This window comes from Natrinema amylolyticum (assembly GCF_020515625.1).
Taxonomy (GTDB): domain Archaea; phylum Halobacteriota; class Halobacteria; order Halobacteriales; family Natrialbaceae; genus Natrinema; species Natrinema amylolyticum.
In genome coordinates this window covers 60,313-83,475 of the sequence record NZ_JAIWPJ010000001.1, presented here as the reverse complement: position 1 = coordinate 83,475, position 23,163 = coordinate 60,313, and the positions used below count along the sequence as shown (strand labels likewise).

The 23,163-nt window shown below is 64.4% G+C and carries 19 protein-coding genes and 1 pseudogene; 9 read left to right on the top strand and 11 right to left on the bottom strand.

What is annotated here, in order from left to right; all coding sequences use genetic code 11:
- The first annotated feature begins 279 nt into the window (after window positions 1-279).
- The gene (locus tag LDH66_RS00405) at window positions 280-1,299 is read left to right on the top strand and encodes a lysylphosphatidylglycerol synthase transmembrane domain-containing protein (RefSeq protein WP_226479107.1); all 1,020 of its coding nucleotides are present in this window, start codon (window positions 280-282) and stop codon (window positions 1,297-1,299) included.
- 82 nt (window positions 1,300-1,381) lie between these two features.
- Window positions 1,382-1,879 (top strand): metal-dependent hydrolase, encoded by a 498-nt coding sequence (locus LDH66_RS00400; protein ID WP_226479106.1) that lies wholly within the window; start codon window positions 1,382-1,384, stop codon window positions 1,877-1,879.
- 35 nt (window positions 1,880-1,914) lie between these two features.
- On the opposite strand, the gene LDH66_RS00395 is transcribed toward LDH66_RS00400, so the two are convergent.
- Window positions 1,915-2,466 (bottom strand): metal-dependent hydrolase, encoded by a 552-nt coding sequence (locus tag LDH66_RS00395; protein WP_226479105.1) that lies wholly within the window; start codon window positions 2,464-2,466, stop codon window positions 1,915-1,917.
- A 181-nt stretch (window positions 2,467-2,647) separates the two neighbouring features.
- Between LDH66_RS00395 and LDH66_RS00390 the strand changes: the two genes are divergently transcribed.
- Window positions 2,648-3,169 (top strand): DedA family protein, encoded by a 522-nt coding sequence (locus LDH66_RS00390; RefSeq protein WP_226479104.1) that lies wholly within the window; start codon window positions 2,648-2,650, stop codon window positions 3,167-3,169.
- A 126-nt stretch (window positions 3,170-3,295) separates the two neighbouring features.
- Here LDH66_RS00390 and LDH66_RS00385 read toward each other — a convergent pair whose 3' ends face one another.
- The 7 genes from LDH66_RS00385 to LDH66_RS00355 all read right to left on the bottom strand — a co-directional run bounded on the left by LDH66_RS00385 (window position 3,296) and on the right by LDH66_RS00355 (window position 11,846).
- Complete coding sequence (locus tag LDH66_RS00385) at window positions 3,296-3,667, bottom strand: DUF7344 domain-containing protein (RefSeq protein WP_226479103.1); 372 nt, start codon at window positions 3,665-3,667, stop codon at window positions 3,296-3,298.
- Window positions 3,668-3,886: 219 nt separating this feature from the next.
- Window positions 3,887-5,290: an aryl-sulfate sulfotransferase gene (locus tag LDH66_RS00380; RefSeq protein WP_226479102.1), complete on the bottom strand. Its 1,404-nt coding sequence runs from the start codon at window positions 5,288-5,290 to the stop codon at window positions 3,887-3,889.
- Between the two features lie 109 nt (window positions 5,291-5,399).
- Entirely contained in the window at window positions 5,400-6,278 is an 879-nt protein-coding gene (locus tag LDH66_RS00375) for a universal stress protein (RefSeq protein WP_226479101.1), read from the bottom strand.
- 124 nt (window positions 6,279-6,402) lie between these two features.
- Window positions 6,403-6,666: a HalOD1 output domain-containing protein gene (locus tag LDH66_RS00370; protein WP_425492877.1), complete on the bottom strand. Its 264-nt coding sequence runs from the start codon at window positions 6,664-6,666 to the stop codon at window positions 6,403-6,405.
- Between the two features lie 145 nt (window positions 6,667-6,811).
- Entirely contained in the window at window positions 6,812-9,967 is a 3,156-nt protein-coding gene (locus LDH66_RS00365; RefSeq protein WP_226479099.1) for a PAS domain S-box protein, read from the bottom strand.
- 110 nt (window positions 9,968-10,077) lie between these two features.
- Complete coding sequence (locus LDH66_RS00360) at window positions 10,078-11,133, bottom strand: DNA-methyltransferase (protein ID WP_226479098.1); 1,056 nt, start codon at window positions 11,131-11,133, stop codon at window positions 10,078-10,080.
- Window positions 11,134-11,306: 173 nt separating this feature from the next.
- Complete coding sequence (locus LDH66_RS00355; RefSeq protein WP_226479097.1) at window positions 11,307-11,846, bottom strand: hypothetical protein; 540 nt, start codon at window positions 11,844-11,846, stop codon at window positions 11,307-11,309.
- A 477-nt stretch (window positions 11,847-12,323) separates the two neighbouring features.
- Here LDH66_RS00355 and LDH66_RS00350 point away from each other — a divergent pair, with 477 nt between their 5' ends.
- Window positions 12,324-12,977, top strand: a complete 654-nt coding sequence (locus LDH66_RS00350; RefSeq protein WP_226479096.1) for a hypothetical protein — start codon at window positions 12,324-12,326, stop codon at window positions 12,975-12,977.
- Window positions 12,978-13,004: 27 nt separating this feature from the next.
- On the opposite strand, the gene LDH66_RS00345 is transcribed toward LDH66_RS00350, so the two are convergent.
- The gene (locus tag LDH66_RS00345; RefSeq protein ID WP_226479095.1) at window positions 13,005-13,598 is read right to left on the bottom strand and encodes an NADPH-dependent FMN reductase; all 594 of its coding nucleotides are present in this window, start codon (window positions 13,596-13,598) and stop codon (window positions 13,005-13,007) included.
- Between the two features lie 135 nt (window positions 13,599-13,733).
- On the opposite strand from LDH66_RS00345, the gene LDH66_RS00340 reads away from it, so the two are divergent.
- On the top strand, window positions 13,734-14,723 hold the full coding sequence (locus LDH66_RS00340) for a nucleoside recognition protein (RefSeq protein WP_226479094.1): 990 nt from the start codon (window positions 13,734-13,736) through the stop codon (window positions 14,721-14,723).
- Window positions 14,724-14,841: 118 nt separating this feature from the next.
- Here the strand turns inward: LDH66_RS00340 and LDH66_RS00335 are convergent, their stop codons facing one another.
- Window positions 14,842-15,240, bottom strand: coding sequence for an SPW repeat domain-containing protein (locus LDH66_RS00335; RefSeq protein ID WP_226479093.1), 399 nt, complete (start codon window positions 15,238-15,240; stop codon window positions 14,842-14,844).
- A 193-nt stretch (window positions 15,241-15,433) separates the two neighbouring features.
- Between LDH66_RS00335 and LDH66_RS00330 the strand changes: the two genes are divergently transcribed.
- Both LDH66_RS00330 and LDH66_RS00325 read left to right on the top strand, forming a co-directional pair.
- Entirely contained in the window at window positions 15,434-18,796 is a 3,363-nt protein-coding gene (locus LDH66_RS00330; RefSeq protein ID WP_226479092.1) for a PAS domain S-box protein, read from the top strand.
- A gap of 89 nt (window positions 18,797-18,885) precedes the next feature.
- Window positions 18,886-19,095, top strand: coding sequence for a hypothetical protein (locus LDH66_RS00325; protein ID WP_226479091.1), 210 nt, complete (start codon window positions 18,886-18,888; stop codon window positions 19,093-19,095).
- A gap of 255 nt (window positions 19,096-19,350) precedes the next feature.
- On the opposite strand, the gene LDH66_RS00320 is transcribed toward LDH66_RS00325, so the two are convergent.
- Entirely contained in the window at window positions 19,351-20,049 is a 699-nt protein-coding gene (locus LDH66_RS00320; RefSeq protein ID WP_226479090.1) for a Bax inhibitor-1 family protein, read from the bottom strand.
- A gap of 656 nt (window positions 20,050-20,705) precedes the next feature.
- On the opposite strand from LDH66_RS00320, the pseudogene LDH66_RS00315 reads away from it, so the two are divergent.
- Window positions 20,706-20,858, top strand: a pseudogene (locus LDH66_RS00315) (IS6 family transposase); the annotation flags it as partial.
- 378 nt (window positions 20,859-21,236) lie between these two features.
- Complete coding sequence (locus tag LDH66_RS00310; protein WP_226479089.1) at window positions 21,237-22,781, top strand: hypothetical protein; 1,545 nt, start codon at window positions 21,237-21,239, stop codon at window positions 22,779-22,781.
- Window positions 22,782-23,163: the final 382 nt, after the last annotated feature.

Sequence of the window (23,163 nt, the reverse complement as noted above, 5' to 3'; positions counted from 1 at the left end):
ACACGGCGGAAACCGACTACACACTGTCGTAGTGGATCATTGATCCGGGTTCGACGGTCGAAATCGGTTATCGATCGGACTCAGCGGTCGGCTTCGATCCCTCGCCTCGAGACCGCAGTATCGGGTTCGTCGGTGTGAACGGTCCCCACTCGCCCAGTTCCCGATTCGACCGCAAGGGGCAGAGCTATCGGCCGACGGCGAGTCGACAGCGATATCCGCTCGACGGTCGGTGCTGATAGCAATCAGACGTTTCAAGTCGCCTGACGATTCATACCAGCCATGGACGAGCGAAACCGGCGCGCGTTTCTTATCGGTGGCTTCGGAGCGATCGCGGTCCTCGCCGTCCTCTTCTTCATCGTCGGTGCGCGCCCGATTCTCGACTCGTTGCTCTCGGCCGACCTCTCTCTCGTCGCGGTGACGTTCGGTCTGGCACTCTGCTGGCTGGCCGCCTGGAGCCTGATGCTCCGAACCGTCCTCGCCACGCTCGGCGTCGAAATTCCGCTCGTCAAGTCGTTTTTCGTCTACGCCGGGGCCGTCTTCGCCAACAACGTCACCCCGTTCGGTCAGGCCGGCGGCGAACCGATCGCGGCGCTGCTCATCTCGAAGGTCTCCGACTCGCGCTACGAGACCGGACTCGTCGGGATCGCGAGCGTCGACGTCCTCAACGTCATCCCCTCGATCTCGCTCGTCTTCGTCGGCGTCGGCTACTACGCGACCACCGCCGCCATCGGCGACCGCCTCGAGACGGCCGTCGGATCGGCCGTCGTGCTGATCAGCGCAATCTTGCTCGCGATGGGGCTCGTCTGGCGGTACCGGGACGCGATCATCGAGCGGCTCCCGGCCATCATCGCGCCCCGCATCGGTCGACTCGGCCTCGAGCGATTCGATTCGGAGACGCTCGAGGACGACCTCGCGGACCGAATGGGCCGGTTCTTCGAGAACATCGAGCGGATCGCGACGAACCGGTGGCGGCTCGGCGCGATCATCGGCCTCTCGCTGTGCGGCTGGCTCTTCCAGACCGCGGCGCTGCTGGCGGCGTTCGCCGCGCTGGGGTACAGCGTCCCGGTGTACGTTCTCCTGTTCGCGATTCCGCTCGCGAACATCGCCGGTGCGGCCCCGCTCCCGGGCGGACTCGGCGGGATCGAGGCGGCGTTCGTCACGCTGCTCGTCCCGACGACGGGGGTCGCGGCATCGGCCGTCACGGCGGCCGTCCTGCTCTTCAGAGGCGCGGTCTACTGGATGCCGATCCTCATCGGCGGTGCGTCCGTGTCGGCGTTCGGCATTCGGACCGTCAAGTGAGGCGGGCCGGTCCGAGCAGGTGCCCTCGATCCCGAGCAGTTAACCCGCCAGCCACCCGAACGCGAACGACTACCCGAACGCGATGTACCGAGACGGCCACGCCGGATTCAACGCACTCCTGTACGCTCCCTTCGTCCCGCTCGTCAGCGCCGGCTACTCGTTCGAGGCGGCCCTCTGGGGTGCGGTCCTCGCGCTCGCCGCAGCGACCCTCCCCGACTTCGATCAGGGGCTCCCGTGGATCGAGCACCGCGGACCGACCCACACCGTCTGGTTCGCCCTCCTGATCGGACTGGTGGCCGGTGCCGGGACGGCGCTCGTCGCCCGCTCGAGTTTCGGCTCCGGTGGCGGGTTCGGTTTCGATTTCGGATTCGTCGTGGGGACCTGCGGCATCCTCGCCCACCTCGCGGGGGACGTCGTAACGCCGATGGGGATCAGCCCGTTCGCGCCCGTCTCGCGGGTCCACGTGACCCTCGACTGGTTCAAATCGAAGAACGAGCGGGTCAATCGGGTGTTCCTGCTCGCCGGCTCGACGGCGTTGACAGGGGCGTTACTGGTGGCGGTCTATCGGCCGCTCCCGTGACGCCGCCGGTTCGAGCGTCGAACGCAGCCGACGTATTACTTCGACGGGTGACGAGCGGAGTCATCGTCTCGAGCCCACTCGCTGACGCCGTCCAGATCGTCCGTCCGCCGCGCGAGAATAGCCAGCGAGACCGACCAGAGCAGGGTCGTCGCGATCACGCCGTGGACGTCGAGGCCGGGACTCCACGCCGTCCTGATCGGGAACAGCCACTGGATTCCCATCGGCGACAGCGAGTCGATGAGGAGGTGGGACCCGATCGCCACCGCTGCGGCGAGCGCGGTTGCCCGCGTTCGACGAACGCCTGCATATCGGCGTCCTCGTCTGCCAGCCGTCCCGACCGCCACTGCGTACACGCCCGCGACGACCGTCAGCGCGAACAGCGGCGAGTGCGTGAGCCCGCGGTGAACGAACGGCCACCCCCAGTCGGCCGGAAAGAGGAAGTCCGCGTCCGGGAGGAGCCCAAAGACGATCCCCAGCCACGCTCCCGTTCGCGGACCGACGCCGGTGAATCCGCGAGCGAGCGCGACGCCGACGACAGCGTGTGTCGCGAACGCTACCGTCAGAAAGAGAATCCGCCCTCCCTCCATTGGTTCGACACTCGGCGAAGAGTAAAATATAGCTTGTGGCCCGCAGAGATTCGGTCACCGACTCCCCGCCGCAATCGTCGCTCGAGCGAATCTGCGAGCGCGGGTACTTACGCGTGCTGCACCTGCAAGCCCACGATTTCAGTCGCCGAACGGAGTCACCTTCGAGACGAATCGATCATCGATGGTCCCGCTCCAACTCACAGAGACGCCGCCCTGGCTCGAGTCGCTGTTCACGTCCGAGGTCGGCTTCGCCGTGTTGTTCGGGATCTGCGTCCTCGAGGGAGCGATGCTGTTGCGATTCATGCCGAGCGAACTCGTCGTGCCGGCCGCGCTGGCGCTGATCGGTTCGTCGGTCGCCGAGGCGGTCGCGATCGTCGCCCTCGCGGTCGTCGGGACGACGGTCGGACAGCTCCTCCTGTTCTGGCTCGTCAGACGGGCCGGTCGGGAGTACGTCCTCCGGAAGCGCTGGTTTCCGATCACCGAGTCGCGACTCGAGCGCTTCGACGGCTGGTTCGACCGCTGGGGCTCACTTGCCGTGGCGGTGAGCAATACGATGCTGGTCGTCCGGGGGCTGCTCACTGTCCCCGCCGGCCTGTCGGAGATGGACCGCCGCTCGTTTCTCGTGCTGTCGGCGGTCGGCTCGCTGTCGTTCCAGTCGATCCTCGCCGCCCTCTACCTGCTCGGCGGCCATCTCCTCGTCTGAAAGCGTCGAAAACGCGCCTGAGAGCTCGGAGAACGCGAGTCAGCCGCGATTTCTCGAGAGAGACGGACGAAATGACCGGAGTAGACGTGCGTATCGAACGTGGCGAACGTGGCCATCGTGTGACGATCAGTGTGAGATCCCCTCGAGGGAGGTGCGTTCGAGTAGCCGCTGATCAGGCAATCCATCGTACCGGACCGTCCCCTGACGGCGGTGATACTCGATAAATCCCGCGTCTTCGAGACGCGGTAGCTGGTTGTGATGCAGGTCGATTTCGATCGATTCTCTGGTCGGCTGCTCGCTCTCGTCGGGATTCTTCAGCTCATCGCGACGCACTTCCTCCGCTAACTCCGACCGTTCCGCCGTCGATTCCTCCATATTCACGAGGTGAGAGAGGATACACGCCCGTCGTCGGTCGCCCAGCACGGCGCGATCGGTACCGGTCGCGGTGCGTCCCGATTTCCGCTCTCTCCCCGCTGCTCGCTCCATCGGTTGGCCCATACCCGAAGAACGACTGAATCGGCTGAAATACCTTCCTAGGAGAGCTATTGAGGTGTGCATATCGCTACTAGCGCCCCTATCGAGGCCGCCTTGGTCATCTCGTCGGGAAGGGAGTCGTCCGAAATCCGCGATACGTGTGCCTCCTGCACGTACCGTTCATCCCGCAGCGAACGGTCGGACGAGACCACCGAAAGGACGCTCCGACGCCGGCCGTCGAATTCAGTCCCCGCCCTCCCGATAGACGGGCAGTCGGAACCTGACCCCGGCGTCCCGGAGCTGCCACTTGAATTCCAGACCGGCCCAGAGCAGTCCCGTCAGGAGCGCGATGGCGATCGCCGCGAACTCCGACGGACCGATCCAGACCGGCGTCGCGAAGAGGAGCCCGTTGTAGATTCGGTGGGGCAGAATCGACTGGATGAGATCACCGACGAATCCGAGCGGGTCGAACCCGAACAGGTCCCCGCCCTCGTCGTCGCTCTCGGCCGCCGTCCGCGACTCGAGGCCGAGTTCCCGGGCACTGTGCCCGCCCGCGCTCTCGTCACCGGTCTCGAGGCGTTCGGCCTCGTAGGGGAGCGTGGATTCGACCTGCCAGACGATATCGCCGGACTCGTTGATCTCCATAACGCGGTTGCCGTGCGTGTCGGTGACGAGCGTGTTCCCGTTCGGCAGCCGGTCGGCGTCTCGCGGCCACTGCATCCGGTCGTCGGACCACTCCCAGCTGCGGGTCCACGCGCCGTCCTCGCGCTGGAACTCCTGAACGCGGCCGTTCTCGGAGTCCGCGACGACGACGGCCGGCCCGCCCCGGCTCTCGGGAATGTAATCGGGATTGTGCTGTTCGTATTGGATGTCGTACTCGTCTTCCGCGCCGAGCGTCCAGTCCTCGAGTAACCCCTCCTGTCGGTCGAGGAAGACGACCTGATCCTGATTGCGCAGGCTGGCCATGATTCGGCCCTCCATCTCGCCGTCCTCGATGTACTCGACGTCGTTGATGTGCGCCCAGTCGCCGGGGTACGCGCCGCCGCCCTCGACGGGGAAGTCGCTCTGGGCGTCCCAGAGCCACTCGACGACTTCGGTCTCGGTGTTCACGACGAACACCTGATCTGCGACGATGTCCGCGACGACGACGTGGGTCTCGTTGATGCGATCCGCGTCGTGCCACTCGCCGGCGGTCTCCTTGTAGTCGTAGCGCTCGTAGACCACCTCGACCTCGCCGGTCGAGAGGTTCGCGCGTTCGATGACGTTCAGCGCACACGGCGGATCGGAACAGGTCGGTCCCTCGGAGTGAATCGTGTCCGTCGCGGTGTACTCGACGGTCAGCGGCTCTCCCTCGACGGGATCGACGTCGAAATACTTCGTCCGCGTGTTGTTGTAATAGAGTACCTCACCGTCGGGGGCGTAGGCAGTGATCGTCCCGGCACGACCCGACTCGGTCACGACCGTGTGATTCTCCGTCGGCGGTGCGTCCGGAACGTCCTCGGCCGACGCCGTCGAGAGGCTGTTCGTGGACGCATTGGCGACCACGGCCGCCGAGAGGACGATTACGACGAGAAACGCGACTCGGAGCCGATTTCGCGAGAGGAGCGAGCCGGCGCGAGCGAGCGAGGCGCGTGATCGGGCAATCATCTCACTACCTACTCTCCCGCCGTCCGAGGTAGCATTGTTCGTCGTTTGCAGTTCCTGACAGTCGCGTTCATCGACCAGTCGGGTCGGCGAGAGCCGTCTACCTGTCCGTTCAGTCGTCTACGTCGGCCGCTCTCGTGGTGAGGACGGGGACCGATGACGTCCGGATCACGCGCTCGGTGAAGCTCCCGAGGAGGTGGCGATCGAGGCCGGTGTGACCGTGGGTCCCCATCACTACGAGGTCGATCCCCTCCTCGTCGGTGTACGACGTGATCTCCCGCGAGACCGAGCCGGCTCGAATGGTGGTCCTGATATCGTCGACGCCCGCTCGCCGGGCGGTCGCCTCGGCCTCGTCGAGGACCGCCTGGACGTTCTCCTCGAGTTGCTCGGGGAGCTGTGTCGACTCCGCGTCGAACACCTCCGGGAGTTCGTCGACGACGGACAGCAGATGTAACGTCGCGTCGTGTCGGTCGGCGATCGTCGCTCCCAGCTCCAGCGCCGCTCCCGCGTGATCGCTCCCGTCCGTCGGAACGAGCACGTCGGCGTAGGGATACGTCCGCGTCGCGTCCTCGGCCGCACGAACGGTCACCACGGGGACCGAACACTGGTTGACGACGCAGTCCGTGGTGCTGCCGAGGACGTATTCGCTGATGCCGCGTCGCCCGTGGGCGCCCATCACGACGAGATCGAACTCATCGGCGGTGGCGTAATCGGCGATCACGGTTCGCGGGTCCCCCTGAACGACGTCCGTCGTGACGGATACGTCCCGATCCGCCGCCATCGCGGCGGCGTCGTCGAGGATTTCGTCGCCCTCCCGCTCGAGGACGTCGACGACCTCGGTGCCGAGCCGGGTCAGACTCGGCTCGTTCGTGTCCGCGACGTAGAGCAAGTGGACCGTCGCGTCCCGGTCGGCGGCGATATCCAGCGCGTGCTCCAGCGCCGCCGTCGCGGCGTCGCTCCCATCGGTCGGGACGAGGAGTCGAGTGGTCATGGATACCGGTTCGATGCCAACCCGCTTACGTTTGTGGGATGCCGTCCTCGGAACTGGCTCTCCGGGAGCGTCCCAAAAAGCGGAACAGTAACCGTATTGCAGGCCGATATCGAGAAGCCGATCCTCAGGCCGATTCGACGCGGATCTCGCCGTCTGCAGTGACCGTCACCAGACAGTTACTGTACTCGAACGTTACCGACCCGCCGGACCGAAGTCCGTCCGCTCGCGGTTCGAACAGCCGCTCGAGCGCGTCGGCGTTGATCGAGTAATGGAGCGGCTCGAGTTCGGTGACGGCTTCGTTCCGGAATGTTGCGACGGCGTCCGCTACGGCAACGCTCAGCGGTTCGTCGTCGAGTCGATCGTACTGCACGGCGTAGTGATCTCCCATCGCGGGTGACGGCGATCGTGAACTCATCTCTGTCATTGATTGTACGTACCCCCAGTACGTCCGTGGGAAGCTACTCCTCCGTTCACGGGTGGTTGCAAAGAGCCTAATCGTTAACTGTATAACGGTCACTAGAACGGATGGTTAATCAGTTAACGTCCGTAGCGGTCGCCCCATCGAACAGCGCCGCGAAGAGCTTCCGCTCCGCAGACCGGACGTGTTTGTGAAACGCGGGCGCGGAGATATCGAGCGACGACGCGATTTCCTCGCCGTTCGCCCGTCGCGGCCACTCGAAGAACCCCCCGTGGTAGGCCGTCTGAACGACTTCGCGCTGTCGATCGGTGAACCGCTCGAGCAAGGCAGTGCGCGCGGGGCCGCCGAGTGCCGGCGGCCCCTCCGTGGGCTGTTCGCGTCGGGCGACCATCGACACCGCCGGGCCGCTCCGGGCGATATCGGAGAGGACGTCGCGGACCTCGGCGGTGTCCGGGACGTCGATGAGTGCGCGACCGCCCGAGGGGTCCGCGCCGAACGCTCGTAACCGCGCCCCGTGGGTCTCGACGATGGGCCCGAGGAAGGGCTCGGTCAGCCGCACCTGGAGGAGCGTCTCGCCGTCGTGTTCGGCGATCGTCGACACCGCGGCGATTCCGTCGATCGTCCCATGGTCGATGGTCGCGACGGACTCGTCCGTCGGTCCCTCGGCAGCGACGAACACGATCTGTGACCCGTCCGCCCGCCTCGTCGCGCCCTCGTACGTGAGCGATCCGTCGAGGACGTCCGCGAGCCGACAGAGGGTCGCGTCGGCCGCGACCTCGAGTTCGACTTCGGTGTAGTCGTCGTCCACGAGCGCGTTCTTCCGTTTGACGGCGTCGACCGCGTAGGCGATCGTTTCGCCGAGTTCCGCCAGCATCGACCGAAGCGCCTCGTCGAACGCGTCTCGTTCCTCGCCGTAGATCGACAGGACGCCGTAGAGGAACCCGTCGTAGACGAGCGGGACTGCGTACACGGACTGGAAGTTTCGCGACAGCGCATCGCCTCGCCACTCGCCGTCGTGGACCGACTCGGCGACGTTATCGACGTAGACCGGGTCTCGCGTGCGAGCCGCCCGTCCCGTCGGTTCGGCGGCCGACTCGTCGACCGTCGTCACTGTCACCGCGTCGAGATAGCCCCGGTCGGACCCGGCGCGAGACCGCGACCGGAGTTCGTTCCCGCTGGGGTCCGGTTCGCCGATCCAGGCCAGCGAACACGACTCGAGGTCGGCGAGGCGCTCGGGAACACCGCGCTCGATCTCGGTCCGGGAGTCGGCTAGCAGGAGGAGTTGCTCGATATCCTGGCGGACCTCGTTGGCGTCGTTGAGCCGCTCGAGGTTTCGATTCTGTCGCTCGAGTTCGCGCTCGCGGTCGTGCAGCCGGCGGGTCCGGCCGATTCGATCGAGCGCGGCTTCCGCTGTCGCCGCGAACAGCCGGGCGAGCTCGATGGTGTCCTCGTCGTACTCGCCCGCATCGGTCGAGAGGGCGACCAGAACCCCATGCTCTCCCAGCGGGACGTAGAGGCCGCTCCGAGCGGCCGTCGACTCGTCAGAGAGGGCGGCCTCGTTGCCGATATCGTCGTAGACGGCCGATTCACCGGTGACGAACGTCTCCCAGGCGATGCCGTCGTTCGGCCGGAGCCGCGGCGGGGAGCCGAGCGTCGACTCGAGGGCCGGCGAATGCGCCGCCGGAACGAGTTCGTTCTCCCGGTCGTCGAACCGGTAGAGGACGCTGTCTATATCCAGCACGTCGGTCGCGACGTCGACGATGTACTCGCAGGCGTCCGCTTTCGATTCGACGGTCAATAGGTGGGTGGTCGCCTCGTGTAACGCGTTGAGCGCCTCCTGATACCGAACCCGTTCGGTGACGTCGTTCGCGACGCCGATAACCCGATCGATGGCCCCGTTCTCGTCCGAAATCGGCCGATACCACGCTTCGAAGACTCGGTCCCCGAGCAGCCGCTGCGAGTGGACAGTCTCCCCCTCGAGGGCCGCTCTCGCGTCCGCGCGGGCGTCGGGGTAGTCCGCTAACACGTCGAAGACCGACCGACCGGTGATCTCGTCGGAATCGAAGCCGAGGTTCGCGAGGCCGCGGCCCTCCGAGAGCGTGAAGGTTCCCTCGTCGTCGAGGACGAACAGGACGACCGGGGCGTTCTCGACTAACGTCTGCAAGCGCTCCGTCCGGTCGGCCAGGTCCCGCTCGCGTTCGACGCGCTCGGTCACGTCCTGCCAGTAGACGGAGATGCCCGACGGCGACGGATAGATGCGAGCCTCGATCCAGGCGTCGTAGCGCTCGAGATACCCTTCGGCCGTTCGGGGCTCCTGTCGCTCCATCGCCTCGATCGCCTCCCGCTGGAACACCGTTCCCTTCATCTCCGGGAACACGTCGAGAATCCGTTGGCCGAGCAGATCGGGTCGGGTGACATCGAGTTGCTCGAGCGCACGGTCGTTGACGTACGTAAAGCGCCAGTCCGCGTCGAGGGCGTAAAACGCGTCGGTGACTCGTTTGAACGACTCGTCCAACTCCTGTTCGATGCGGTGGTGCTCGGTGATATCCTGAATCGATGCGACGACGCCGTCGACGATCCCGTCCTCGAGTCGGTTCGTCAGCACGGCCTCGTGGACGTACCAGTAGCCATCGGAGTGTCGACACGTGTACTCGATGGTCCGCGTCGTTCCGCAGTCGGCCTCACAGATGGCGTCGAACGAGTCGGCCACCGACTGACTGTCGTCGGGATGGACGTACTCGAGGATGTCGGTTCCGCAGAGATCGTCCGGATCGAATCCCCCGACGCGCTCGACTGCCGGACTGATGTACGTGATCTCACCGTTAGCGTCGACGACGAGCAGGAGGTCCGACGAGTGTTCGATCAGTGTCTGGTACCACTCCGTCTGCCGGGTCGTCGATCGCTGCATCGCAGCGAACTCGACGGCCCGCTGAAGCCGCTGAGCCAGGAGCCGCGGCTCCTGGATCGTCGTCTTGGCGATCACCTCGGGATCGCCGCGAAGGTCGTCGATCGACTCGTTTCGGGCCGGATCGACGGCGTAGACGACCGGATACGTCTCGTCGACGACGCCGAGAACGTCCCGGTCGTCGGTCAGGACGCAGTCGGCCGTGTCGAGCCGTTCGTCGCTGAGGTCGGAGACGGTCGAGACCGAGTCCGTCACGGTGACTGACTCGTCGGCGAGCCCCGCCGTCGCCGTCCGGATCCACTCGGACGAACCGACGGCGAGGGCGCGTACCTGGGTCGTCTCGGCGTCCTCGAGACCGCGGGCCATACTGCTGGGTAGGCGGGAACGGGTAAAAAGTTCGCGTCGATTTCAGCCGGCGATCGGAACGCCGGTCTCGCGCGCCGAACCGACGCGGGAACCGAGTGCCGCGGTCCGACTCACTCGAGGGCGAGCGGCGCGTGGTCGACTCGGTAACCGTCGTCGATTTCGTCGACCGCACTCACCTCGCGCAGTCGGATGCCGCGTTCCATCTTGGTGACGACCGGCGTCTCGTAGTAGTCGGCCTCGTACTCGAACCCCTTCCCCTCGTCGCGTCGGTGCTCGACGAACTCCCGATGGCGCTCGAGGCGCGCGCGTCCGACCGAGCGCGACAGCGCCGGGACCTCGTCGACACCGTCGTCGAACACGTCGAGGAAGGCGTCCTCGAGTTCGGACCCGACCGAGCTCCGACCGGCGCACATCGCTGCCAGCGTCGTCGTCCCCGTGCCCCAGAACGGGTCGAGGACGGTGTCACCGTAGGCCGAGTACATACAGATCAGGCGATAGGGAATCTCGAGCGGGTAGGCCGCCGACCGCTCGCGGAGTTCGTCGTCGGCCGGCTCGTCGATCGACTGTAGCTCGCCGGTCACGTCGGTCCAGACGTCCGTGAACCAGCGGTTGCGTTCCTCCCAGAAGTAGGCGGCCTCGTAGCGTCGATCCGCACGGGGCTCGAACTCACGGCTCTCGGCTCCCTTGCGGAACACCAGAATGTACTCGTGCTCCAGCGTGACGTAGGCGTTGGGCGGGATCATCCCGCTCCCCATGAACTTGGCCGCGCTGTTGGCCGGCTTGCGCCAGAGCACGTCCGGGAGCGGCTCGAACCCTCGCTCCTCGAACGACTCGAGCACGCGCGCGTGATTCGGGTAGACCCGGAAGCTCCCGTCGACCGACCGGGTCGCGTCGCCGACGTTGATACAAGCGATCCCGCCGTCGACCAGGACGCGCTCGAGTTCGTCCCAGACGCGCTCGAGCTGGGCGTGCATCGCTTCAAAGGCGTCGTAGCCGTCCCCGGCCGCCAGCGCGTCGCCGATTGCGGGATCGAGCTCCGTAAAGAGGTCGTCCCACATTTCGATCATCGGATACGGCGGGGAGGTCACGACGAGTTCGACGGATTCGTCGTCGACCGCCGAGAGATCGCGAGAGTCACCGACGAACACGCGGTGGGTCGTCTCCATTGGCTCACACTGTCGGCGTGGCTCCCTTATCTCCTTCGTCAGGGCGGCGACTCGAGGCCGTCAGTACGGAGACGAGCGGCCGTCGCGTCGGTGCGTACACTGCGGGGACGCGAAAACGGAGAGAATCGGTCCGAACACGGTCGCGGTCACGGGAACCGACGGACGGGGATCGCTCACTCCTCGGTTTCTTCGTCCGTCTCTTCGGCTTCGGCCTCCTCCGCCTCCTCCTCGTCGCTCTCTCCGCTCGTCGCCGGTTCGAACTCCTCGATCGGTTCCCACTCCTCTTCCTCGCCGGACGAGAGGCGACGGCGGAGGACCACGGCCCCCACGACGGCACCGACTGCCAGAAGGAGTTTCGGTAGTCGCGAGCCGGATCCGCCTTCGGTCTCCTCGGATTCACTGGTCATTTCGGGTGTCGTCTCGGTCGTTTCCTCCGCCGTTTCCATGACGTCTTCGATAATCTCCGGCTCCTCCAAGTCCTCGATCGGCGACTCCTCGAGTTCGGGCGACTGCCGTCCCACCAGAAAGCCGACGGCCGCGCCGAGGCCGAACAGCGCCCCCGCGAGCGGGAGCCGACCGCCGGAGCGGGAGCCCTCCGCCTCCTCGACGGCCTCGAGGATCGACTCGCGCATCGGCGACTCCATTCCTCTGTTGACTGCTTCCTTGACGATGAGCTCGGACAACGTTTTGTCTTGTTGTTCCATCTCGGGCATAATCCGCCACGACCACACCACCGTACATAGTTCTATTCACCGTTTCCGATAGCGATCCGACCTCGACGCGGATTATTCGAAAATTAATCGCCGCGACGCGGCGTATAACTACCGTCTACTACCGGACAGACCGGCCGTCTGCGAGCGACCGGCGATCTCGACCGAAAACCGCGACTCGTAGTAATGATCCGAATGACAGGTCTCACGGGACGGATTGCGGCCGGTTGGGTTTTCAACCGACGACTGATCGCGGAGCGACCGATTTCGGAACGTGAACTCGCCGCGCCGCCGCGGACGCGCGCCGAGTCTCAGCGGTCGGCGGTCCGTGACGATGACCGCCTTCTCGGGCGGGGCGCTGTCGCGATCGATAAATCGGGATCTACCCGTGGTATAAGATCGCATCGGCGCAGCCGTTCGCGGCTCGATCGAGAGAACGCCTTCCATAACGAAAGGGATCCGACCGAAAGGAGGCACAGTATGAGTGTCATCCGCCAGCCAGAGGTGCTCGGCCGAACGACGCGACGGCGCGTCGTCGGCGTCACCGCCGCGCTCTCGGCCGCGGCCGTCGAGACGGTCGGCGTCGGGCTCTGGTTCGGCCTCGTCGTCGGCTCGCGGACGACATCGACCGCACTCGCGGGACTCGGAATCCTCTTCTGTGGGTCGCTGCTCAGAGCGGGAGTCTTCGGTGCGACGGTCAGCGACCTCGGCGACCTCTTGGAACCCCACCGGCTCGGTGCGGCGGTCGTGCTAACGACGGGCTGGGTCCTCTGGCTGCTCGTCGCCGAACTGATCGGCGGAAGCATTGGTGTCGTCGTCGGAACGACCGTTCTCGCGGGCGTCCTCACTGCACAGTTCGTCCTCGAGCGACGCGTGTTTCGACTGCGAGCGAAGCGATCGAACGACGGGACGACGGTCACGGCAGCGATTTCGGGGCTGTTGATGGCCGCCGGCGCATCGGCCCTGCTCGCGACGACCTGGTTCACCGACTGGGTGCTCTCGTCGCCGCCGCTCTCGCTCGGGTTCACGACGGTCGTCGTCGAGATCGTCGCCCTGCATATCGGCGTCCTCGTCTTCGGATTCGTGGCCTTTCTCGCCCACCAGCACCGATTCCAGCGGATTCTCGATCCCTGAGTCAGCTCTCCGGTACCGCCGAAGCGATCACTTCCCCTGTGCACCCACGTTCTGATCGCTCTCGAAGGAGTCCGGATCCGGCTCGATCGACGCGTACTGGACCGCTCGCCGGCCCAGCGTCCGCACCCGTTTCTCGAGTTTCGGATCGACGAACTCGCCGTCCTCGAAGGCGGCGCTCGCGTTCGGAATCGCCGCCTCGTGGGGGATCACCCACGCGTTCAGCGCCCGACAGACCGAGCGCATGTGCTCTAAGGTCGTCACGGGGAAGGCCCCGCCCGAGACCGCCAGCAGCCCGACGGTCTCGTCCGCGAACTCGTCGAACCCGCAGTAGTCGATCGCCGTCTTGAGCGGCGAGGCGTAGGAGCCGTGGTACATCGGCGAACCGAGGATGATCGTGTCGGCCGCACGGACGCGAGCCGCCAGCTGCTCGGCGTCGCCCGCGTCTTCGCGGTCGCGGTCCGCGTCGAAGATCGGCAACTCGTACTCGCGGAGATCGAGTAACTCGGTGGTCGCGCCGGCCTGCTCGGCGGCGGCGAGGACGCCCTCGAGGGCGGTCCGCGTGTGACTCTCCGCGCGGAGGCTGCCACAGAGTGCAGCTACGTGGACATCGCTGTCGCTCATGGCCGTCCCGTCGACCGGAAGCGGGAAAAGCCACCCGACCGTTTCGAGTTTTGATACGAACGTGGCTCGCCGCGGCGGTCCGTTTCCGTCGGGCGCTTCGACGACCATTTCTCTCAGGAATGCGAACGGGTCGCCGTGCAGTCGATCCTCTCCGTGCTGCTCGAGGAGGCGCTCCCGCGCGTGCTGACGATCGCGCTCCTGATCGGCGCGGGCGTCGGACTCGCGAACCTCGCCGTCGAGTACGGACTCGTCGCGGTCATCGCCCGCGCGGGCCGCTACCTCACGGAGCCCGCGAACCTGCCGCCGGAGGTCGGGACCGCCGTCCTCACGAACACGGTCTCGGTGACGGCGGGCTACGGGATGCTCGCGGAGTTCCGCGAGGAAGCGCTCCTCGACGACCGCGCCACGCTGATCGCCGTGGTCATCAACACGTTCTTCGGCTTCGTCCAGCACATCTTCACCTACTACGGCCCCGTCCTCGTGCCGATCCTGGGGCTGCAGGTCGGCCTCATGTACGTCGGCGCTCGCGCCGGCATCTCGCTCGCGATCACGCTCGTCGGTCTGCTCGCCGGTTCCCTCCTCCTACGGGGCTACGAGTACGACCGCAGCGTCGTCGAGCCCGATGCGCCCGACGAGGAAGACCGAACGAACCGAGAGAAGTTCCGAACCGCGGGAGAGAGCACCCTCGAGCGCCTGCGATCGATCGTCCCCCGACTGGCAGTGGTCTACTCGCTGGTCTTCGTCGCGCTCGCCCGCTCGGAGCGGATCCTCGCCGGGTTCGCGTCGGTCGGAATCGACGACCCGGGGGCACTCCTCGAGCCGATCGCCGGCCTGCTGGGGCTGCCGGGCGCAGCGGTGCCGGTGATCCTCGTCTCGCTGGTGGATCCGACGACCGGTGCGATCACCGTCGCGCCCCTGATCGGCGACGTGCTGACCCCGGACGAGGCAGTGATTACGCTGCTGGTCGGCAGCCTCGTCTCGCTGACGATCGGGACGGTCAAGCGCTCGATCCCGTTCCAGTTCGGCATCTGGGGGGCAGAGTTCGGGGCGAAAGTGATCGTCGTCAACGTCTGTCTGAAAGCCGCTTTCATTCTCGTCGCGATCGGCGTCTTCTTCGTCGTTTAGGCACGCTTGGCGGGCGAACGGTCGCTCGAACGGGTACCGGTGCGGGCGCTACGCGATGACGAGGAGACGACGCGAAAAACGGAAACGGAACGGAATCGGAACGAAAGCGGGAGCGACGTTACGCGGCGGTCGTATTCGCGTTCGACGTCTTGACGGTGCCGTAGACGCCGGCAAGCGACAGAACCGCGATGAGTGCGCCGGCGACGCCGTTGAGCCCGAGCACCAGCGTCCGGTCGACGCCGAACGCGACCGTCGGCGCGATCGCGATCCAGATACCGAGTATCGCGAGGATCGCCGCAAGGACGATACTCGGCGACCGCTGCTCGCCGGTTCGATACGCGTGGACCGACGCGAGGACCGCGACCAGCGCACCGACGAGGACGTTGTGAATGCCCAGCGTTCCCGTGATCGTGAAGACGGCCGTCGATACCATGACGAACGCGCCCAGTGCCGCCGACAGCCCGGCCGTTCGTTCGACTAACACCGACGAACTGTCCGCGGGTCGTGTTCGGCTCATACTCGAATCGTAGTGAGCGCCACCTATATCAGGGCGTCGATCGTATCTCCCATCTGGTAACTTCACTGGCCTCGAGAGACGCGTCGACCGGGTTCGGATCCGAGACCGAACCGTTCGTCCGGGCCCTCGTCGGAGAGAGCGGATCCCGCGAGCGTCGGGAGGTTTATGCGAGTGAAGAGACATTGCCCCTCCCATGAGTGACCGGGGCGCAGTGACTGGAACGACCGTTCTCGAGGACGGCGACGAAGCGGTGACGCTCCAGCGGTATCGGACGCTCACCGACCTCCTCGACGACGGTCTCTACCAGCTCGATACCGACGGCCGCGTCGTCGCGATCAACGACGTCCTCCTCGACCGATTGGGATACGATCGCGGCGATCTACTCGGCGAACACGCGTCGGTACTCGTCGACGCCGACGGCGACGAGTTTCGCGATGCGCTCCGTGACTGCCGCGAGGCCGATGGCGTCACGACCCTCGAGACGACCGTTCGAACGGCGATCGGCGAACGGCTCGCGTGTGAACTGCGACTGGAGTCGTTCGCAGTCGACGGTGAGCACCGCGGCGTCCTCGGTCTCGTCCGCGACATCACCGAACGGACGGAGCGCGAACGGAAACTCGAGCGATACGAGCGGATCGTCGAAAACCTCCCCGTCGGAGTCTACCGAAACACGCCCGGTCCGGACGGTGAGTTCGTCGAGAGCAACGACGCCCTGGCGGAGATATTCGACGCCGACTCCCCCGACGAGTTAGAAACGCACGCCGTCAGCGACCTGTATCCGGAGCCGTCCCGGCGCCGGGAACTCAGTCGGCGACTCTCACGGGACGGGATCGTTCGAGACGTGGAACTGAAACAGGAGACGCTCGACGGCGAGTCGATCTGGATCTCCGTGACCGCGATCCGAACCGAGGAAGACGGGGAGGTGTACTTCGACGGCATCGTTCAGGACGTGACCGACCGCAAGGAGCGCGAACGCGACCTCGCGGAATCGGAGCGACGCTACCGCACGCTCGCGGAGTCCTACCCAAACGGAATCGTCACGCTGTTCGATCACGACCTCGAGTACACGCTGGCCGCCGGGCAGGGGTTCGCGGCCCTCCCCGTCGATCCGGCAGACATCGAGGGCAGATACGTCCGAGACGTCGTGCCCGACGACACCGCCGACGCGCTCGAGCCCGCCTTCCGGGCGGCACTCGAGGGAGCGGAGCGGTCGGTCGAACTCGAGTTCGACGATCGAGTGTGGCTCGTTCGGACGGTTCCGATCACGGACGAGCGCGGCGACGTCTCGGCCGGGATGGCCGTTGCCCGCGAGATCACGGACCGAAAGGAACGGGAGCGAGAGTTGGCCAAGTACGAAGCGATCGTCGAGACGATCAACGACGGCATCTACGTCAAAGACGAGGACGGTCGGTTTACGATGGTCAACGACGCCTACGCGGACCTGACCGGCTACTCCCGCGAGGAACTCGTCGGCGAACACGCTTCGCTCGTCGTCGACGAAGCAACGGTCGAACGGTCCGCGGCCCGGCGGGCGGCGATGGACGGTGAGGCGAACCCGACCATGGAGGCGATGATCGAGCGAGCGGACGGGGAACGGGTTCCCACGGAGGGGACCTTCGCGACGCTTCGGGCCGGAGACGGGGACACGAAACAGATCGGCGTCGTCCGCGATATCACAGACCGGAAGGAACAGCGACGCAGGCTCGAGGAATCGGAGCAGCGCTACCGGACGCTGATCGACCACTTCCCGGACGGTGCGGTCGGCCTGTACGACGAGGACCTCGAGTACATCGTCGCCGGCGGCGAGGCGTTCGACGACCTCGATATCGGGGACGAAGAGGAGGTGGTCGGCTCCACCCTCGCCGACCGGTATCCGGCCGACCTCGTCGCGGAGATCGAGCCCCACTTCCAAGCGGCGTTCGAGGGCGAGTCGAACACGTTCGAGTATCGAGCCTTCGGTCGCGACGTGTGGGCCCACACTCTCCCCGTCCGAAACGACGACGGCGAGATCTTCGCGGGCATGGTCATGGTCCAGGACATCACCGACCGCAAACGGATCGAACGTGACCTCCGCGAGAGCGAAGCGCGGTTCCGGATGCTCGCCGACAACCTCGAGGACATCGTCTGGATCACGATGCCCGAGCCGCGGGAGATCCTCTACGTCAACCCCGCCTACGAGGAGATCTTCGGACGCGATCGCGACGACTTGTACGACGACGCGCTCGCGTTCGTCGAGGGCATCCATCCGGACGACCGCGAGCGCGTCATGACGGCCTACGAGGACCTGTCCGAGGACGGGTTCGACGAGGAGTTCCGGATCGTCACGCCCGACGGCGAGGTACGCTGGCTACGCGCTCGCGCAGCGCTGGTTCACGACGACGACCGCGACGTCACCCGAATCGTCGGTATCGCCGAAGACATCACCGAGCGCACGGAGCGCGAACGCGCCCTCGAGCGATCCGAGCGGCGGTACCGAACCCTCGCGGAGAACTTCCCGAACGGCGCGGTCGGCGTCTACGACGAGAACCTCCGGTACACGCTGACGCGGGGCGCGGTCCTCGGCGATGGACTCCCCGGCGCGGACCGCCTCGAGGGGAGCCGGATGCCGGCCGTCTTTCCCGAGAAAACGGTCGCCGATCTCGAGCCGCTGTTTCGGGCCGCCGTCGAGGACGGCGAGACCGGCAGCACTACGACCGAGTTCGGCGGCCGAAACTGGCGCGTGTGGGCCGCACCGCTCCGGACCGCCGCGGGCGAGACCGCCGCCGGCCTGAGCTTGGTCCAGGACGTCACCGAGCAGGTCGAACGCGAACGGCGACTCGAGGAACTCGTCGCGAAGTTAGAGGAATCGAACGAGCGGTTAGAGCAGTTCGCCTACGCCGCCTCCCACGACCTCCAGGAACCGCTGCGGATGGTCTCGAGCTACCTCCAGTTGATCGAACGGCGGTACGGCGACGCCCTCGATGCGGACGGCAAGGAGTTCATCGCCTACGCCGTCGACGGGGCCGAGCGCATGCGGGACATGATCGACGCCCTCCTCGAGTACTCGCGGGTCGAGACCCGCGGCGATCCGCTCGAGCCCGTGGCGCTCGAGGCGGTCTTCGAGGACGTCCTCGAGGATCTGTGGCTCCAGATCGAGGAGACCGATGCGACGGTTACCGCGGACGAACTGCCGCGCGTCGAGGGCGACGCGGACCAGTTGCGCCAGGTGTTCCAGAACCTGCTCTCGAACGCGATCACCTACAGCGGCGACGACCCCCCAGCGGTCCACGTCTCGGCAGACCGTGACGGCGACGAGTGGGTCGTTTCGATTCGCGACGACGGGATCGGGATCGCGCCCGAGGAACAGGACCGGATCTTCGAGGTGTTCCAGCGCCTCCACGGCCGCGAAGAGTACGACGGGACCGGTATCGGGCTCGCGCTCTGTGAGCGCATCGTCGAGCGCCACGGCGGCGATCTCTGGGTCGACTCCGTCGTCGGCGAGGGCGCGACGTTCTCGTTTACCGTCCCCGCAGTCAGCGAAGCCGAGTCCGCACCGTCACTCGAGAGCGACGACTGATCGTCTTCGGTCTCCCGTGCCGCACTGACCGCGTCGGTCTGGCTCATTCAGGCTGGCCGCTTATCGGAGTCACGTGTGAACGGCCGCGTATGAGTGAATTCACTGATCGCCTCCTGATCCTGATTATCGCGGTCGTCGGCCTCGGAAGCCTGATCGTCGCGTGGTTCGGCGGCTTCGTCGTGGCCGGAATGGGCGGCTGGATGCGAACCGTCGGGCTTGCCGCCCTCGTCGGACTCTTCCTGCTGTCGCTGGTCGCCGTCTGGCACGAGTTCAACGATATCGACAGGGAGTGGACCTGAAACGCGTGTTCGGTCGAGCCGCCCACGAGCGACTGCGCCGTCTCGAAGCCGCTCGGTCTCGGCCGCCGCGAATCTGCTCGCTCCGCTAAGACTTAGCTCACCGTACCCGTCTCGTTCGGAGGCAGTAGCCACCTCACCGATACCGGACCGAAACGCATCGCTGCCCGAACTGTCGCGAAGCGACCGCGACTCGCTCGTCGGAACGGCGTCGAAGTCGACGGCGGGAAGACCCGCTCGAGGAGAGTGACTGCCGAGTTAGTTATTGAGCAGCGAGAGGACGTACAGCACCAACCGCAGGATGTGGATGAAGACGCCCATCACGGCGACGTAGATGCCGATGGCGTTCCGGATCGGACTCGCGTACCTGCTCTCCTTGACGGCCCAGATCTCGTACGCCAGATCCGCGACGAACCCGAGGAAAAACAGGACGGAGGCGAAGACCATGAGCATAGGATTGAGGAAGAACCCGACGGCACCCGCGGCGAATCCGGCGATGAACAGGCCTCTGGAATAGGTCTGCCAGCGCGCGAACGATCGGTCGGTGCGGTAGACGACGACCACGATACCGGCCGTGAGGAGCCCCGTGATGACCGTCGTGATGGCGAGGGCCGGAACCTGAAGCGCGGACGGTACAAGCACGAGGATCGCGGAGCCGAGAAGCGTATAGCCGAACTGGATCAGCGTGACGCCGGCGCCCGCGATCGGGACGTTCCCCGCTTCGATGCCCTTGTTCGACACCCAGAAGCCGCCACCGATCGTGGCGGCGAAGGTGCCGATTCCGATGAAGTAGTTCGAGAAGAGAACGAGTCCGAGGTCCGCGAGCGGCGTGTAACTGCCCGCCAGTATCAACAGGATGTTTACCGCGACGAGCGCGGTCGCGATCCCCGCAACTTTCGAGACGTTGACTGTCGGCGCGTAGTGGCGGGTCTCCGTACTGCTATGAACTGATGACATATTCGTGCACACAACTATCGAATGCGTTGATAAATATTACTGTATCAGTCACGGAGAACAAAGTAGTGTGCGAGAACGAGTGAGGACGCAGTGTCCCCGGCCCGTGGTTCGTCGCGACCGATGATCGGTCTCGAGACGGCACATGTGTGCTCGATTATTTATTGCCATTACTGTTGGAACGAGCATTCGGCGTCGCTGGATAGACGCGACGACGTGCCGCTGCGTTCTCGCAGCGACTCATCGCGACCGTCTGATTGATCACTGCCCGTCTCTCTCGTGTTCCTGGACGCCGAAAGAATAGTAAAATGAGCCGGCCTCTCGACCAGACATGGATAAGCAATTGCTAATAGCCATTGGCTTCGGATTGACAGTGGCTGGGTGCTACATGTGGTGGAACGGCTGGACTCCCACCGATTACGCTGTGCTCTTCGGGGAATCGATCGTATTCGGGATGGGTGTCATGCTGCTCTGGCGCGAGCGTGCCTCCCTTCTCGAGCACTAACACCTGCGCTGTAAGCCCTCATCAGTCAGTATTCCTCCAGCGATCAGAACCTGAACTACTGAAGACTCAATGACGGGGGAGGGGATGTTCGTTATAAGTAACACTCTCACGTATGCGGGTTTGGGTCCGTTTGAGGAGAAGGTGGGGTCGGAGGGTCTCAGTGCGGATTGACCGCTTTCACTCGTTCTTCCGGGGCAGTCCAGCCAGCGCTCGCTACTGGTTGAGACGGTTTAAACACTACTACAACCACGACCGGCCGAATCAAGTGCTTAATGGCCGAACACCAGTCGAGGAGGTGCTGAACTAGACAGTGCCGAGTTCTAACAGGTGTCAGTGAACCGGAAAGCACGAGCGAAATCCACAGTCGCTCGCGGACCAGTGGAACTGCAGGAGGCCTCTCTTTTGACTCGGGTGGGACCTGTGTGACTCGTTGCTCTCAGTGACCGTCAGCATGTTAGTAGAACAAAAAGTTTGATAGGTGGAATTGGTGAAGTTCTCGATATGGCAGGTGATAACATACCACAATAGGAAGACTTTGATCGCCTCGTGGGGCGAAGGCGGATAGGACAAAGCTGTCTGGAGCCGACAGACTACCCGGGTATCAAACCAGCAGACAGCAGTCGGGAGACTGGCGTTCGAGACCAACCCCGACTACCGACCACACTGAGACTGACACAACAGACAGATGGCCCAGAGATACGCTACGGAGGATCACACTACAAGACGAACGATGTTACGCAGATTAGCGGCTGGCGGTGGTGTCACAGTCCTCTCAGACCCTAGCGGTGCAACACGACCCACACTCCAAGAGGAACCGGGCGATGAAGCTGCAGACGCGCTGCAACATGCACAGGCGACGATTGGTGTCGACCCTAATACACCGGGCGCCAGCTCACAACACGCCGTCCTCTTCGAGGTGGGCTCGAATCTTGCTGGGCGTGAGTGGGAAAGTTTCTGGATTATGCATAAGCGCAATGTCTTCTTACGAGGGCCGACAACCAGTTGCTATGGGCCGTTCGTGGATCTGCCGTTTGGCTCGGGATTTGACGTGGAGAACGTTAAGGGCAGAAGTCTCGAACTTGGTATTGACCGCGGCGGAACCCACCCACCACTGGTCGTTGACGAAGAATTCGACACTGGACTCCCAGAAACAGGGACCCTCGAGCTTCGACAGAACTGTTTTGGGACGATTCTTGGGGACCAGCCCACGCTCGAGGAAGGCGATCAGCTTGCGATCGTCTATTCAGGCGCTCTCAACCCAGACTCCGAAGACGAGTACGAAGCAGACATCACGATTAACAGCCAATATTTCGGCGGCAGCGATGTAGCGTCCGAAACCGTCACGATTCCAATTGGAGAAACGGTGACAGACTGGTATAATGGCGGGTCGCTAACGATTGCAGACGAGGAACCGGACACCGATGACACCGATGAAGAAGAGCCCCCGAGTGACGATGGTGAGATTGCGATTATCTCGAATCCGGAAGTCACCGTGACGTTCGATCAGCGGGATCGCGATTCACGTGTGTACCTCTCGTCGTTCAGGTTGGACGACGCTGACAGAGAGTTACTCGGCGACCGTTCGGCACGAATCAGATCAGTCGCCCCTGATGACGAAGTCCTCGAACACGATCGTACAACCGTCACACAACCGCGGTCAGCGTCGAATTGGGATGGCTATCTGCTTGACCGGGTCTTTTCGTTCGATGAGCGTCGTGTCGTCAGAATCACACAGGTAGTGAAGCTCTATCCCGATGATCCGTTCGTGATTATCGAGACAACGCTCGAAAATACTGGGTCTGACCGAGTGGTGATGAATCAACCACCGGCCAATATTCATCGCGGCTGGCGCCCGGCCGCTTTTCTTGAACTTGCAGAGCCAGTAACCACGCCACAGTTCCACGTCAGTGGGAGTGGAACGCTCGCGTTCACGGAGGTCGGTCGGTGGCGAACGTTCCCCCTTCGGGATGAGACACCCTTCGTGACGCTGTTTGACGATGAGCAGGGACTGGTGTATGGCCAACTGAATGGGGCGACTGCGCCTGAACTGGCGATTACGGAACGTGATGACGAAAATTATCTCAGCTATGCGGTCAGCGGTCTCAGGCTTGCCCCCGGTGAGAACGCATACTATGCGGCTGTTCTCGGCGGGCATAGTGGTGGTGACGGCGCTGTGAGAGCGGCCGAGGACCTCGTGAACACCGCTGCAAGTCGTCCGGGACCATTCTAATTTCAGGGGACCGCAGTCTGACTCGCCGTTTTTTGCTCGCGTGTTGGCAGCTGCCTCCGTGGTGATACCGGCCAACGACATTTCCTATTCGACGTATAGTTCTCGAAGGCGGTCTTCTTCCCATCACGGCTTGTCAGACCCCACGATAGTACGCTATACTGCCGCTTTCTATTTTCAGGTTACTCTCTGGGAAGGTCTATCAAATCGTTAGATAAGTCAGCAAGGCACTGTCTAGTTAAGCAATTCCGGTATAGAATGGCTCGTTACCATCTGCTGCGAGTCATAAAGATAGTGTTGATAGTCACTCATTGTTAGAAGTGAGCTGAGACAGCTGAATTTTCACCGCTCATGAAACAGTGTCTCGTTGTGTCAGGCTATGGAT

What these genes read in the sequence shown, in the direction of transcription:
- LDH66_RS00405 (WP_226479107.1), top strand. Translation starts at nt 280, where the DNA reads ATGGACGAGCGAAACCGGCGCGCGTTTCTTATCGGTGGCTTCGGAGCG.
- LDH66_RS00400 (WP_226479106.1), top strand. Translation starts at nt 1,382, where the DNA reads ATGTACCGAGACGGCCACGCCGGATTCAACGCACTCCTGTACGCTCCC.
- LDH66_RS00395 (WP_226479105.1), bottom strand. Translation starts at nt 2,466, where the DNA reads ATGGAGGGAGGGCGGATTCTCTTTCTGACGGTAGCGTTCGCGACACAC.
- LDH66_RS00390 (WP_226479104.1), top strand. Translation starts at nt 2,648, where the DNA reads ATGGTCCCGCTCCAACTCACAGAGACGCCGCCCTGGCTCGAGTCGCTG.
- LDH66_RS00385 (WP_226479103.1), bottom strand. Translation starts at nt 3,667, where the DNA reads ATGGGCCAACCGATGGAGCGAGCAGCGGGGAGAGAGCGGAAATCGGGA.
- LDH66_RS00380 (WP_226479102.1), bottom strand. Translation starts at nt 5,290, where the DNA reads ATGATTGCCCGATCACGCGCCTCGCTCGCTCGCGCCGGCTCGCTCCTC.
- LDH66_RS00375 (WP_226479101.1), bottom strand. Translation starts at nt 6,278, where the DNA reads ATGACCACTCGACTCCTCGTCCCGACCGATGGGAGCGACGCCGCGACG.
- LDH66_RS00370 (WP_425492877.1), bottom strand. Translation starts at nt 6,666, where the DNA reads ATGGGAGATCACTACGCCGTGCAGTACGATCGACTCGACGACGAACCG.
- LDH66_RS00365 (WP_226479099.1), bottom strand. Translation starts at nt 9,967, where the DNA reads ATGGCCCGCGGTCTCGAGGACGCCGAGACGACCCAGGTACGCGCCCTC.
- LDH66_RS00360 (WP_226479098.1), bottom strand. Translation starts at nt 11,133, where the DNA reads ATGGAGACGACCCACCGCGTGTTCGTCGGTGACTCTCGCGATCTCTCG.
- LDH66_RS00355 (WP_226479097.1), bottom strand. Translation starts at nt 11,846, where the DNA reads ATGCCCGAGATGGAACAACAAGACAAAACGTTGTCCGAGCTCATCGTC.
- LDH66_RS00350 (WP_226479096.1), top strand. Translation starts at nt 12,324, where the DNA reads ATGAGTGTCATCCGCCAGCCAGAGGTGCTCGGCCGAACGACGCGACGG.
- LDH66_RS00345 (WP_226479095.1), bottom strand. Translation starts at nt 13,598, where the DNA reads ATGAGCGACAGCGATGTCCACGTAGCTGCACTCTGTGGCAGCCTCCGC.
- LDH66_RS00335 (WP_226479093.1), bottom strand. Translation starts at nt 15,240, where the DNA reads ATGAGCCGAACACGACCCGCGGACAGTTCGTCGGTGTTAGTCGAACGA.
- LDH66_RS00330 (WP_226479092.1), top strand. Translation starts at nt 15,434, where the DNA reads ATGAGTGACCGGGGCGCAGTGACTGGAACGACCGTTCTCGAGGACGGC.
- LDH66_RS00325 (WP_226479091.1), top strand. Translation starts at nt 18,886, where the DNA reads ATGAGTGAATTCACTGATCGCCTCCTGATCCTGATTATCGCGGTCGTC.
- LDH66_RS00320 (WP_226479090.1), bottom strand. Translation starts at nt 20,049, where the DNA reads ATGTCATCAGTTCATAGCAGTACGGAGACCCGCCACTACGCGCCGACA.
- LDH66_RS00310 (WP_226479089.1), top strand. Translation starts at nt 21,237, where the DNA reads ATGGCCCAGAGATACGCTACGGAGGATCACACTACAAGACGAACGATG.